Annotated in this window: 12 protein-coding genes; 6 read left to right on the plus strand and 6 right to left on the minus strand. The window is 50.0% G+C overall.

Translation table 11 applies throughout. From position 1 onward, the window contains the following. From AC3QL0_RS02700 to AC3QL0_RS02710, 3 genes are read right to left on the minus strand one after another with little or no spacing between them, the layout of a single operon-like run. Positions 1-1296, minus strand: a complete 1296-nt coding sequence (locus AC3QL0_RS02700; protein WP_493009978.1) for a sulfate adenylyltransferase subunit 1 — start codon at positions 1294-1296, stop codon at positions 1-3. Then, a complete protein-coding gene (gene cysD / locus AC3QL0_RS02705) occupies positions 1296-2207 on the minus strand; it encodes a sulfate adenylyltransferase subunit CysD (RefSeq protein ID WP_493009979.1) in 912 nt (303 codons plus the stop codon). Before cysD ends, AC3QL0_RS02700 begins: the two co-directional genes overlap by 1 nt. Further along, positions 2204-2947, minus strand: a complete 744-nt coding sequence (locus AC3QL0_RS02710) for a phosphoadenylyl-sulfate reductase (RefSeq protein WP_493009980.1) — start codon at positions 2945-2947, stop codon at positions 2204-2206. Before AC3QL0_RS02710 ends, cysD begins: the two co-directional genes overlap by 4 nt. 343 nt (positions 2948-3290) lie before the next feature. Between AC3QL0_RS02710 and ahpC the strand changes: the two genes are divergently transcribed. Further along, positions 3291-3854, plus strand: a complete 564-nt coding sequence (ahpC, locus tag AC3QL0_RS02715) for an alkyl hydroperoxide reductase subunit C (protein ID WP_166407082.1) — start codon at positions 3291-3293, stop codon at positions 3852-3854. A gap of 126 nt (positions 3855-3980) precedes the next feature. Beyond that, positions 3981-5534, plus strand: coding sequence for an alkyl hydroperoxide reductase subunit F (gene ahpF, locus AC3QL0_RS02720; protein ID WP_493009981.1), 1554 nt, complete (start codon positions 3981-3983; stop codon positions 5532-5534). Between the two features lie 57 nt (positions 5535-5591). Here ahpF and AC3QL0_RS02725 read toward each other — a convergent pair whose 3' ends face one another. Continuing rightward, the gene (locus tag AC3QL0_RS02725) at positions 5592-6506 is read right to left on the minus strand and encodes a LysR family transcriptional regulator (protein WP_493009982.1); all 915 of its coding nucleotides are present in this window, start codon (positions 6504-6506) and stop codon (positions 5592-5594) included. Positions 6507-6601: 95 nt separating this feature from the next. On the opposite strand from AC3QL0_RS02725, the gene scpC reads away from it, so the two are divergent. From scpC to AC3QL0_RS02740, 3 genes are all read left to right on the plus strand, one after another. Further along, complete coding sequence (scpC, locus tag AC3QL0_RS02730) at positions 6602-8110, plus strand: succinyl-CoA:acetate CoA-transferase ScpC (protein WP_493009983.1); 1509 nt, start codon at positions 6602-6604, stop codon at positions 8108-8110. Between the two features lie 127 nt (positions 8111-8237). Next, positions 8238-8885 carry a leucine efflux protein LeuE gene (gene leuE / locus AC3QL0_RS02735; protein ID WP_135863522.1) on the plus strand — a complete coding sequence of 216 codons (648 nt, stop codon included), beginning with the start codon at positions 8238-8240 and terminating at the stop codon, positions 8883-8885. A 25-nt stretch (positions 8886-8910) separates the two neighbouring features. After that, the gene (locus tag AC3QL0_RS02740) at positions 8911-9897 is read left to right on the plus strand and encodes a diaminopimelate dehydrogenase (RefSeq protein ID WP_493011032.1); all 987 of its coding nucleotides are present in this window, start codon (positions 8911-8913) and stop codon (positions 9895-9897) included. A gap of 83 nt (positions 9898-9980) precedes the next feature. On the opposite strand, the gene AC3QL0_RS02745 is transcribed toward AC3QL0_RS02740, so the two are convergent. Continuing rightward, on the minus strand, positions 9981-11369 hold the full coding sequence (locus AC3QL0_RS02745; protein WP_493009984.1) for an MATE family efflux transporter: 1389 nt from the start codon (positions 11367-11369) through the stop codon (positions 9981-9983). Positions 11370-11936: 567 nt separating this feature from the next. On the opposite strand from AC3QL0_RS02745, the gene AC3QL0_RS02750 reads away from it, so the two are divergent. Next, positions 11937-12449 carry a copper chaperone PCu(A)C gene (locus tag AC3QL0_RS02750; protein ID WP_493009985.1) on the plus strand — a complete coding sequence of 171 codons (513 nt, stop codon included), beginning with the start codon at positions 11937-11939 and terminating at the stop codon, positions 12447-12449. Positions 12450-12500: 51 nt separating this feature from the next. On the opposite strand, the gene AC3QL0_RS02755 is transcribed toward AC3QL0_RS02750, so the two are convergent. After that, positions 12501-13313 (minus strand): alpha/beta fold hydrolase, encoded by an 813-nt coding sequence (locus AC3QL0_RS02755; protein WP_493009986.1) that lies wholly within the window; start codon positions 13311-13313, stop codon positions 12501-12503. Between the last annotated feature and the right edge of the window lie 35 nt (positions 13314-13348).

A 13348-nucleotide genomic window follows, 5' to 3' on the forward strand; every position in this document is an offset into this window, starting at 1 on the left:
TTAGCGCAACATGCCGGCCGCTGCCGTTTGGTGAGTGGCCGGATCAATCAAAATAAACGCACCTGTAGCGGGTTGAGTTTGATAGGGCTCGTTCACTAACGGATCGCGTACAGTCAGGCTAATCGATGCTAGATCATTCATGTGCAGACTCTGCGAGCCTGAAATAGGCTCTAAGGTCTCAATATCACGCACGTGGTGAATGGCAGTTAGTTTGGCTTGAGTGAGTCGTGTGCCCTGTTTCAGTAGGTAGTGACGTGCCGGGTTAAGGGCCGTTGTGTCCAGCCAGCATAGGTCTGCTTCCAAGGTGCGCGAGAGCGGAAGGTTTTCGGTAGCCAGACTAATTAAATCACCACGCGAAATATCCAACTCTTTATCTAGTGTCAGGGTCACAGCGTCGCCGGCTTGTACGCTGCTGACGGCTTGCCCTGAACGTAGTAACGATGTGATGGTAGCGGTGGTTTGGCTAGGCCATACGCGCACGCTATCGCCTATGCTTAAGGTGCCGCGCTGTAATTGACCAGCGTAGCCACGAAACGCCTGTGCGCTGTGTCCGTCATGGCGTATCACCCATTGTATGAATAAACGCGCTTCGGGTTGTGGAGCAGGCGTTTCAGTGGGCAATTGCTCTAGTCGCTGTAGCAGCGGTAAATCGCTAAACCAGGGCGTGTGTGCTGAGGCTTGGCTGATATTTTCGCCCTGTAATGCAGAGACTGGAATGGCATGAAAGCTTTTGATGCCAACTTGTGCAGCAAGCTTGGCGTAGGACGCGGTGATGGTCTTGAACACGTTTTCGTCCCAATCCACTAAGTCCATTTTGTTGACTGCGACGATAATGTGCGGGATGTTCAACAACTGGGCAATAGTAGAGTGGCGGCGAGTTTGGGTAAGTAGCTGACCATCACGTGCTTTGCTAGCATCAATCAAAATGATGGCTGCTTGTGCAGTAGAAGCGCCCGTAATCATGTTGCGGGTGTACTGCTCGTGCCCCGGCGCGTCGGCCACAATAAACTTACGTTGTGGGGTGGCGAAGTATCTATAGGCAATATCTATAGTGATGCCTTGCTCGCGCTCGGCTTCCAGGCCATCAGTCAATAACGCCAAATCAGGTTCGCTGGCAGTGGTGCGGCGATATTTGGATTTGTTGATGGCAGTGAGCTGATCGGCAAAAACCCCGCGAGTATCTAACAGCAGTCTACCGATCAAGGTAGACTTCCCATCGTCTACCGAGCCAGCAGTGATGAAACGCAGTACGTCGGTGGTGTTGGCGTTCACCCAAGATTCATTGACGGTATTCATTAGAAGTATCCTTGTCGTTTGCGGTGTTCCATGGAGGCTTCAGAGCTTTGGTCATCCATGCGCGTGGCTCCACGTTCGGTCAGCGTAGCTAGAGCGGTTTCGCGGATGATGTCGGCAGGCGATGCAGCATCAGATTCCACGGGGCAGGTGCACGAAATATCCCCTACAGTGCGAAAACGTACTTGTACGCGTTCAATGAGTTCGCCTTCTTGTGGTGGTGTGAGCTCGGTATTGGGGATCAATAAACCATTGCGACGTACTACCTCACGTTCGTGAGCGTAATAAATGGGCGGTAGGGCAATGTCTTCACGCAAAATGTATTGCCATACGTCTAGTTCCGTCCAATTGGAAATAGGGAAGGCGCGCAGGTTTTCGCCGGGGTGTATGTGCGTGTTGAATAGATGCCAAAGTTCGGGGCGTTGGTTTTTAGGGTCCCATTGGCCAAACTCATCGCGGAACGATACAAAGCGTTCTTTGGCTCTGGCTTTTTCTTCATCACGTCTGGCACCGCCAATGCAGGCATCAAAACCAAATTCGGCGATAGCTTCTAGCAATGTGACGGCCTGCGCCCCGTTGCGCGACGAGTTTGCGTGACGCAATACCACCGTGCCGCGATCAATAGAGTCTTCTACGGAACGCACAATCAAGGTTTCGCCAAGCTCAGCGGCGCGTTGATCTCTAAAGGCAATTACTTCGGGGTAGTTGTGGCCCGTATCTATATGCAGCAAAGGGAAGGGCAGTTTGCCAGGTCTGAATGCTTTTTCAGCCAGCTTCAGCAGAACGGCAGAGTCTTTACCGCCTGAAAATAACAGTGCAGGGCGTTCACATTCGGCAGCGACCTCCCGCAGCACGTAAATGGCTTCGGCTTCTAGCCAGTCCAAATGGGTACGAGGGGAAGGAAGGGCACTCATGATAGCTCCTGTGTAGTCGAAGATTGAGACAAGGGGGCGGCGTGCAAACCGCACTCCACACTATGGCGTTGTTCCCACCACCAGCGGCCTGCGCGCAGGTCTTCGCCGGGGCGGATGGCTCGGGTGCAAGGGTCGCAACCTATAGAGGGATAGCCTTGGTCGTGCAGCGGGTTATAGGGAATATCCAAGGCACGGATGACTTCCCATACGTGTTCGGTGTGCCAATCGCACAAGGGGTTGAATTTTTCCAGCCCGAACTGCATATCGTGTTCATGTGCTTGCAGTTGAGTACGTGTTTGCGATTGCTCACGGCGTTGTCCGGTGATCCACGCTGATTTGCCCTGCAGATAACGTTGTAGTGGCTGCACTTTGCGCAGTTGGCAACAGGCTTGGCGTAACGGTAGGCTGTCGTAAAACGCGTACGCACCATGCTCGGCAACATGGGCGTTTACCGCTTCTGTGTCGGGATGCAAAACTGTAATAGCGCTTTGATATTGTTGCTCTACCCGTTTTGCTAGTGCCAAGGTTTCTTTAGGTAAACGACCGGTGTCTAGCATAAAACTGGTAATAGCAAGGTTTTGCTGACGTATGGCGTGTTCTATCACCATGTCTTCGGCAGCCAACGAGTTGGCAAAAACCGCATCAGGATACTGCTCTGAAATCAGTTGTAGTTGATCCAGTAGTTGCGCCCAGAGATTTTGGGTGACTGTTGATATTTGTTGTACGGCAGAAGAGGTCATGGCGCTATAGTCAGTATTAAACAGAAGATGGCGTCAGGTTGGGTGGCCTGGCAGGGGTATGTCTATAGGCCATTGTCTGTTCCCCTTGCGGTGAAAGGAACGAACTAAAAGTTGGTTTCTTATGGCGGTTGTCTATATGGAGCGGCAAACTGATAGCGTTGTCAGTGCTTTGCGTAAGTTGGGTAGGCCTGTTACCATGGAGTTAGTGAGATTATTACTACTTCGATATGGTGATAGATAAAATCAATCAACAGTATTGTATTAATCAATTTCACAAATCAAGCAGTGCTTCCTATAATGGAATCACTAACTAATTGCTAATCACTGAATGGAGATACCTAGCATGTCTTTAATCAACACACAGATTCTTCCTTTCAAGTCTCAGGCTTATGTGAACGGTGAGTTCAAAGAGTACACAAACGAAAGCATCGCCGGTAAATGGGCGGTGTTCGTTTTCTACCCAGCTGACTTCACTTTCGTGTGCCCAACAGAATTGGAAGATCTGGCTAACCACTACGATGAGTTCAAGAAAATGGGCGTGGAAGTGTTCTCCGTTTCCACAGACACTCATTTCACACACAAAGCATGGCACGACACTTCCGAAGCTATCGGTAAAGTTCAGTACCCAATGCTGGCTGATCCTACACAGCAATTGTCTCGTAACTTCCAAGTGCTGATCGAAGAAGAAGGCATGGCACTGCGCGGTACATTCGTTGTGAACCCTGATGGCGTGATCAAAGCCATGGAAGTGCATGACAACGGTATTGGCCGTGATGCTAAAGAATTGCTGCGTAAAGTTAAAGCAGCTCAGTACATCGCCAAAAACCCAGGCGAAGTATGCCCAGCTAAATGGGAAGAAGGTGCTAAAACACTGACTCCTTCCCTGGATCTGGTTGGCAAGATCTAAGGATTGATGCCTAGGTTTACGGAGTAGATTGCTACTCAGTAAACCAATTATCCGGCCCTGTGTGGGCCGGATATCTGGACACTAGTCTGGATTACTATGTAACTAATTATTTCAGAGGAGCCCTTCATGCTGGATGTCAACTTAGTCACTCAACTTAACGCGTACTTAGAAAAAATCACGCAACCAATTGAGCTGGTTGCGTCGCTGGACGACGGGGCCAAATCTCTGGAACTGCGTCAGCTGCTGGAGCAAATTGCAGGTCTGTCCGACAAAATCACGTACCGTGAAGATGCTGACAGTGCTGAACGTAAACCATCATTCAAGATCAACCGTGTAGGCTCCGATATTAGTGTGGCCTTCGCCGGTATCCCTCTGGGTCACGAGTTTGCCTCTTTAGTGTTGGCACTCTTGCAAGTGGGCGGCCATACGGTACGTTTGGATGATGACGTTGCGGAGCGAATCCGTAATTTAGAAGGTGACTTCAATTTCGAGGTCTACTACTCACTGAGCTGCCAGAACTGCCCCGATGTAGTGCAGGCGTTGAATGCAATGGCGGTCATTAACCCGCGCATCCGTCCTGTGGCCATTGATGGTGCGATTAATCAGGCAGAAGTTGAGAAACGTCAGATTATGTCCGTGCCTACCGTGTTCTTGAACGGTGAGGTATTCCACCATGGTCGTGCTAATGCCGAAGAGCTGTTGGCCAAAATGGGTGGTAACGATAGCGAAGCCCAAGCTGAAGCTATTAATAAACGTGAAACCTTTGATGTGTTGGTAGTGGGTGGTGGTCCTGCTGGTGCAGCCGCTGCGGTATATGCTGCACGTAAAGGTATTCGTACAGGTGTAGTGGCCGAGCGTTTTGGTGGTCAGGTCATGGATACGATGTCCATCGAGAACTACATTTCTGTGCTGGAAACAGAAGGGCCTAAATTGGCTGCTGCTATGGAAGAGCATGTGAAAGTCTACGGTGTAGATATCATGAACACGCAGCGTGCCCAAGAACTGATTCCAGGCAAAGAAATTCAGGTAAAACTGGAAAACGGTGGTGTGTTGAAAGCTAAAACCGTAATCTTGTCCACAGGTGCCAGATGGCGTCAAATGGGCGTGCCTGGCGAAGAAGAATACCGCAACAAAGGCGTGGCTTACTGCCCGCACTGCGACGGTCCGTTGTTCAAAGGCAAAGATGTAGCCGTAATTGGTGGTGGTAACTCGGGTGTAGAAGCAGCTATTGATTTGGCTGGCTTGGTGAAACACGTCACGTTGCTTGAGTTCGGTGAAAGCCTGCGTGCAGACGAGGTACTGCAACGTAAATTGCGTAGCCTGTCTAACGTTACTGTCTTGACCCAAGCACAAACTACAGAAGTGCATGGTGATGGTGCCAAAGTAACGGGTTTGCAATACACCAACCGTGCTACAGGTGAAAGCCATAAAGTGACATTGGATGGTGTGTTTGTACAGATTGGCTTAGTGCCTAACACAGAGTGGTTGAAAGGTGCAGTAGACCTGTCCAAACACGGTGAGATTGAAGTCGATAGCCGTGGTCAAACCTCCGTGCAAGGTGTGTTTGCTGCCGGTGACGCCACTACGGTTCCGTACAAGCAAATCATTATTGCTGCGGGCCAAGGTGCTACAGCTGCACTGTCAGCCTTTGATCACTTGATCCGTAGCTCAGTGGAATAAGCAGCAATTACTACTATGTAGTACATGCCCGTCTGGTACGAACCAGACGGGCATTTTTTATTCGCTGTCTTGCAGACTCTCGGGCACCCATTGTCCGCCCAATATTTCTTCGCAGCATTGTAGCCATGCCCGAGCTGCTAAGGATAAATAGTGCCCATTCCATACCGATGCCACTTCCCAGCGCAATTGTTCAGGAGCTAAGGGGAGGGCTTTAAGGTGAGTATGCGGAAAACGGGCTAAAAAAGGCTCTGGCAGTATGGCCACGCCTAGGCCTGAGTTCGCGAGCGATGCTACCCAGTCCCATTGGCTACTTTGTGCCACGATATGAGGGCGTAGACCTTCTTTAGCAAAGGCTTGTCGTAACAGACGTGTCAGGCCAAACTCATTGCCCATCCAGATTTGTGGGATGTTTTCTAAATCTTGTATCTGCAAGGTTTTGCTCTTGGACGAGAAAAATGAGGTATTCCCCAATGCCCATACTTGGTGCGATACCACAGCCTGACTTTGCAGTGCTAAATCCGAAGCTACCGGCAAAATACTGAAGCCCAGCTCTAGGTCTTGCGAGGCCACCTGTTGTTCTATGGCCGGGCCGGGTAGCTCTTTGATGTACAGTTGTATGTCGGGGTAGCGCTTGGCAAAGGTGGTCAGCACATCGGTAAACAGCAGGTTAATCATGGGGGGAATCCCCAGCGCTAATCTACCTTGCTGCAAGGCTTGGGTCTGTCTGACATCGATTTCCAGCCGCTGTATGGCGGCTAATACCTCTTGGCCACGTTCCCACACAATACGTCCGCTATCGCTCAGTAAGAATTGTTTGGCTTCCCTGATGATGAGGGTATCGCCAAAGTCATCTTCCAGTTGCCGCACCATTTTGCTCACCGTGGATTGGGTGACTCCCATATGCTGCGCTGCAACGGTAAAGCTACGCTGGCGCACGGTTTCAATGAAATATTGCAAGGCTCTGACGTTCATAAATTTGACATGGATAAAAGGAATGTTAGCCAATCATTTTATTCATAATATCAATGATATTCTGCCTCCACAATCACTAGAATCAGGAGATTAGAATGTTCAAAGACCGCATACGATTAGCATCGCTAGAGCAAAAGGTTATGACTGCTGGGCAGGCGGCACGCTTATTCAGCGATGGTATGACAGTGGGTATGAGTGGTTTTACCCGTGCGGGTGACTGTAAAGCGATGCCAGTAGCATTGGCAGAACGCGCTAAACAGGAAACTTTGCGTATTAATCTGCTGACTGGTGCGTCACTAGGTAATGGCAGCGATGGTTTGATGGCTGAAGCAGGGTTGTTGGCCAAACGCTCGCCTTTCCAAGTGGATTCCACACTGCGTAAGAAAATCAATGCAGGCGAAGTATTGTTCTGTGACTATCATTTGTCGCAACCTGCTGAGCAGTTGCGTGCACAAGGTGGTCGTCCTGTAGATATCGCTGTGATTGAAGCGGTAGCTATTGCAGAAGATGGTGGCATTGTGCCCACAACGTCGGTGGGTAACTCTGCCAACTTTGTGGCTCAAGCCAAGCAAGTGATTGTGGAAATTAATTTGAGCATGCCTGTAGCACTGGAAGGCTTGCACGATATTTATATCCCAGAAGACAGACCTAATCGTCAGCCTATCCCTATTACTGAAGTGTCCGAACGCATTGGCCAAACTACCATTAAGGTAGATCCAGCGCGTATCGCTGCTATTGTGATTACGGATGCACCTGATAGCCCCTCTACTGCGACGCCTCCTGATGCTGAAACCAATGCGATTGCGGCACACGTAGTGCAATTCTTGCAAGGCGAAGTAGAAGCTGGCCGACTGACAGAAGAGTTGTTACCTTTGCAGGTGGGTATTGGTTCTATTGCCAATGCTGTGACCTACGGTTTGGCCGAGTCGTCATTCAAAAATCTCAGCATGTACTCTGAAGTACTGCAAGACAGTGCAGTAGCGTTGTTGGACTCCGGCCATTTGCGCTTTGCGTCAGCATCGTCGGTGACATTGACGGCGCCTGTAATGAACAAATTCATGGACAACCTAGAGCGTTACCGTCATCAGGTAGTGCTGCGTCCACAAGAGATTAGTAACCACCCTGAGCTCGTGCGTAGATTGGGCATTATCGCGATTAACGCCGCCTTAGAATTTGATATTTACGGCAATGTGAACTCCACACACGTGAGTGGCACACACATGATGAACGGTATTGGTGGTTCGGGTGACTTTGCCCGTAATGCCCACCTATCCATCTTTGTGACGAAATCTTTGGCTAAAGGTGGTGATATCAGTCGTGTAGTACCAATGGTCTCGCACGTGGATCATTGCGAGCATGACGTTGATGTATTGGTTACTGAGTGCGGTTTGGCTGATCTACGAGGTCTGGCTCCGCGTGAACGTGCCGTCAAGATTATTGAAAATTGTGTACACCCCGATTTTCGCGAAACAATGGCTTCTTACTTTGAGCGCGCCTGTCAGCGTGGCGGTCACACACCCCACCTCTTAGAAGAGGCATTGTCCTGGCATTTGCGCTACGAGCAAACTGGGTCTATGCGTGAAACAGCAGATGCTGCTGTGTAACGTGTTTTGAAAAAACCATACTTGTGGGTTTTTACCGGCGTAGAGCCGGTTTTTTTTTGCTGTGCATCATGAGTTGCCACAGGTTGGAGTAATATGGTTTTTTAAAAACTCCAGTTAGGTGAAGCAGGTGTTCGAGAGCATAGGGGTAATCAACTTAGGAACCTATCTAGCAGGTGCGCTCCTGATTATTCTTTTGCCTGGCCCCAACTCACTGTACGTGTTGGCCACAGCTGCCACACATGGTGTACGTGACGGATATAAAGCGGCTGCAGGCATTTTCATCGGCGATAGCATTTTGCTGTTTTTAACAGCGGCTGGCGCTGCCTCTCTTCTGCAAACCTTACCAGCCTTGTTCTATACCATCCGTTTGGTCGGAGCGGTGTATCTCGCCTATTTGGGCGTTCGTATTCTATGGTCTTTACTACACCCTCAACCCACTGTTGAGGTGCGTACTATCAGTACTGAAAAAGGGCATGGCGAAAGCCGGTTCTTCAAAGCGCTTACGCTCAGTCTGCTAAACCCTAAAGCCATTTTGTTCTTGGTTTCCTTTTTTGTTCAGTTTGTCGATCCCAGCAAAGGGCATCCTTGGCTAGCATTTTTAGTGCTAGGGGTGTTTTTACAAGTATTCAGTATGGCGTATTTGTCCGCACTGATCTTTGGTGGAGCGCGTTTGGCCAGCGCGTTCAGGCGTCGCCGCCGTTTGGCTAGCGGTGCGAGTGCGGCTGTAGGGCTGTTGTTCATCGGCTTTGCAGTGCGTATGGCACTCGCCCGTTAATGTGTTTATTGATAAAGGAAAAATGATGAGTTCTCCTGTTCGAGTAGGGATTGCTGGTTATGGCAATCTGGGGCGTGGTGTAGAACTAGCCCTACAACAGAACCCTGACATGCAACTGGTTGCGGTGTTTACCCGTCGTAATCCTGCGGATGTAAAACCGTTAACAGCTGGTGTGCCGGTATACAGCTTGGATGATGCCGAACAGCACAAAGACAGCGTGGATGTCATGATTCTGTGCGGTGGTTCTAAGAACGATTTGCCAGAGCAAGGCCCTCACTTGGCTCAATGGTTCAATACTATCGATAGTTTTGATACTCACGCCAAGATCCCTGAGTACTTTGCTGCAGTGGATGCTGTTGCTAGCCGTACTAAAAATATCTCCATTATTTCTGTAGGTTGGGATCCAGGTCTGTTCTCGCTGAACCGTTTGGCTGGTGAAGTGGTACTGCCAGAAGGCAACACCTACACATTCTGGGGCAAAGGTTTAAGCCAAGGTCACTCTGATGCGATTCGTCGTGTAGATGGCGTAAAAGCTGGCGTACAGTACACCTTGCCAATCGAAGACGCTGTAAATCGCGTACGTAGCGGTGAAAACCCAGAATTGAGCACACGTGAAAAACACCGTCGTGAGTGTTTTGTTGTGTTGGAAAATGGTGCAGATGAAACTCGCGTGCGTAACGAAATCGTGACCATGCCTGATTACTTTGCTGATTACGACACTACTGTTAACTTCATCACTGAAGCAGAGTTGAAAGCTAACCATTCAGCTATGCCACACGGTGGTTTTGTTATTCGTAGTGGTGTGTCAGGTGCTGGTACATCGCAAATCGTAGAGTACTCGCTGACCTTGGGTAGCAATCCAGAGTTCACCTCTAGCGTATTGGTCGCCTATGCTCGTGCGGCACATCGTTTGGCTCAAGCTGGTGATGCAGGTGCGAAAACAGTATTTGATGTGGCTCCAGGCTTGTTGTCACCCAAATCTGCTGCGCAATTGCGTAAGGAACTTCTATGATACCTGCCGCCTCGCTCGGAAACGGGCTTGTATTAGGCAGCACCCGAACCTGGCAGATTTTTCTGCCAGGTTTTCTTTATGGGTTATCTCACGTGTTCGCGCTCTAGCAGGCGCAGGCTGTATCGGTACCAGCGCATTGTCATCAAGATCGCGACAACGGTTAGGCCGCATACCAATCCAATCCATATACCTACGCCTTCCATATCTAAACCGAAGGCCAGCCAAGCACCAATAGGTACACCAATTAACCAATAACCAATTAATGCCAAGAGCATGGGTGTACGTGTATCGTACAAGCCTCGTAGCATCCCTGCTGCTACCGCTTGCGCGCCATCGGTTAATTGGAAGAGGGCAGCAAAGAATATAAAGTGCGTTGCCGTGATAATCACAGCGCGGTTTTCGGGGGCGTGAATATTAATGAAGAAACGAATAAGTTGTTCAGGCATGCCCCACATCAGTATCGCTGCAATTGCCATACAGCTTACCCCCAAGGCATAGGCTGCCCAACCTGCACGTACAGCTGCTCGAGGGTCTGCTCTACCATTAGCTAAGCCCACTCGTATCGTTGCTACCTGCCCAAATCCCAGTGGGAACATATAGGTGATGGTGCAGATCTGCATGGTGATGGCATGTGCTGCCAACGAGGTAGAACCTATTAACCCCATCATGATCACGGCAGCATAAAACACCATGGTTTCCAGGGTGAAGGTGATGGCAATAGGAAAGCCTAACTTCAGAATTTCCCACTGCAACGTGGGTTGAAAGGTCCAACGGTGTGCGCGTAACTGTAAAAATGAAAACTCAGGATGTTTGTGTGCAACGACCAACATGCCCACGAACATGAACACGCTAGAGAGCACACTGGAAATCCCTGCACCGGCGATGCCCAATGCAGGTAGCCCAAAGTTCCCAAAGATTAACAGCCAGCCCAAAACAGCATTGAGTAAAATCGCTAATGTTGCGATGAGCAGTGTCCACAGGGGGCGCTCATAGGCAGCCAGTAGTGAACGCAGTACTAAATAGAATAAGTAGGGGAGCAGCGCCCATTGCAGGCTATGCATGTAATGCCCTGCCAGCGCAGCCGCCTCGGGTGTTTGGCCCAGCATTAATAGTATGCTTTCGCTATTCCACAGCAGTATCCAAAACGGCAAACACACCAACATAGCCGTATAAAAACCGTGGTGGATGATGGTACGTATAGCGTGTTTGTTTTGCCTATCTTTCCCTAAGGTCGTGGCCAGCATGGGGATGATGGCAGACAGTAACCCCAAGCTGAAAATCATGCACGCTTGGTACATACCCCCCGCCAAGGTCGCCGAGGCCAGTTGTTCCTTACCTAAGTGGCCGATGTAAATCACATTGGTAGTCAGCAATGCGATTTGCGCCAAGTTAGTTAGAATCAGCGGGGATCCTAATCGTACGGAGGCTTGGAGTTCCTGCAGCCAACTAGTTTGCGTTGCGTTCGTTGTCATACCGGTTACAAGAGAAGATAAAACACCACCCCAGAATTACATTTGGCAGGGGGCTGCCATAGTACACTTGCACTTATGCGTCACTGGAATAGAGCTTACTCGCGTTTAATGTCAATCTCGCTAACAGCATGCTTGCTGATAGCGGTGTTGGTGCGTGGTGTTATTCCGGTGGGATTTATGCCTGCACCCTTGGGTGCAGAGGCCATGTCTGCCCTGACATTCTGTGTCAATGGCCTGTCAAACCAGAATATAGCTTTCTTGCACTTGGCGCAATCGTCCCCCATGGACGATGACAGCCACCCTGTTCACGATTGTGTATTTGGGGTGGGACACGGCAAAGAATATACTCCTTCTCAGACCTTGCCTTTGATGGCTGGTGTTTTGTTGTTTGGGTTAGCGTTAATTCCAATACAACAACGAAGACAGCTGTACTCACGACGATTTGGGCCGCCCTTAGGGGCAAGGGCACCACCTGTTTGCTGATGTGATGCCGCCGCACGATGGTGCGATGAAGGCTGCATGCTCGATCAAAACGAGCACATCTCTCTAGATCAAACAGGAAATCTCATGAAAAAAACAGTAACTATTTTGAGCGCGCTGGGCGCATTGGGTGTGGCTATGAGTGTACAAGCACAAGGCCACAGTGGTCATGCCATGATGGATCATGGTTCTGCTTGGCAACAAGCGCATGCCGCTACCTCTGTAGAGGTACAGCATTGCTGGATTCGTAATATTCCTACACCAGCCCCATCTGCAGGGTATTTTGAAGTGCTGAACAAAGGCACCGAGACGGTGCAATTGCTGGCTGCAGAATCAGACCGTTATGGCGACATCATGCTACATCAAACAGTGACTGAAGATGGTCTGGCCAAAATGCGTATGGCTGACAAAATTGAGATTGCAGCAGGTGACCAGCTGGATTTTGTACCCGGTGGCTACCATGCAATGCTAGAGAAACCTACAAGCCCAGTGCAAGTCGGTGAGCACGTGACTATGCGTTTCTTGTTTAGCAATCAGCAAGTGGCTACAGCACAGTGTGAAGTACGTGCCGCAGGAGCAAGAAACGAGCACGCTCACTAAGCAGGGAATATAGTACGCAGATGAAAACAGGGCCTTTAACGGCCCTGTTTCTTATTCAGCGATTGCTGTTCTGGCTGTTTGGTTATCCACAGCCTGCAGAAAGCGCAATAAGCTTTGATTGAAGGCTTTGGGATTCGCCAAGTTCATGCCATGGGCGGCATGAGCAATGGTGACTTCATACGCATGAGGAAAGGACTGTAATAGATGTTGTATGCATTCTGCATAGCGCGGAGGACTATGCTGGCCACCCATAAACAATACGGGGCAGCGTAGCACTTTGGTAAGCATAGGTAAATCTACCAGATAACGCTGCTCTGTAGATTGTGGCAGTAGCGTGGGGGCGTTGTCGTGCACCATTTCACGGAACCAACGTACCATTTGACGCCATGTCCCGTCGCCATTCACAGCATCCACAAACAGAGCAAGCCCGGCATCTATTTGGCCTTGTTCTATCAAGTTACATGCATCTCGCAAATATGAGGCTGCAGGAGCGTCTTCTGACTGCACTAGCCCTGGGTCAGCTAGCGTAAGCGAACGTAGTCGTTCTGGTGCAAGTTCAGCGAGCAGCAGGGTGACTACGGCACCGCGGGAGTGACCAACAATATGGAACTGGCTGTCTTTGCCCAGCAAGCTATCTAATTGCTGTAATAGCAACTTGGCTTGCAAACGTGCATCAAATTTGGAAAGCTCCAGCGTAGGCCAGTAACCCGTTAGGCTAGGGGCAATCACGCGATGTGTGCGCGAGAGATCGCTGGACTGCCAGCGCCAATACCGGTAATCACATAACGAACCATGTACGAGCACGACTGGCGAGCCTAAGCCCTGATCTAGGTAGAGTGGGGAAGAGGCGGTGGGTTCCAGCATGATTGAAATACTACAGGTGAGAAAAAGCGCCCCAC

The organism is Paenalcaligenes sp. GW821-LYS-B07-1 (assembly GCF_058803365.1).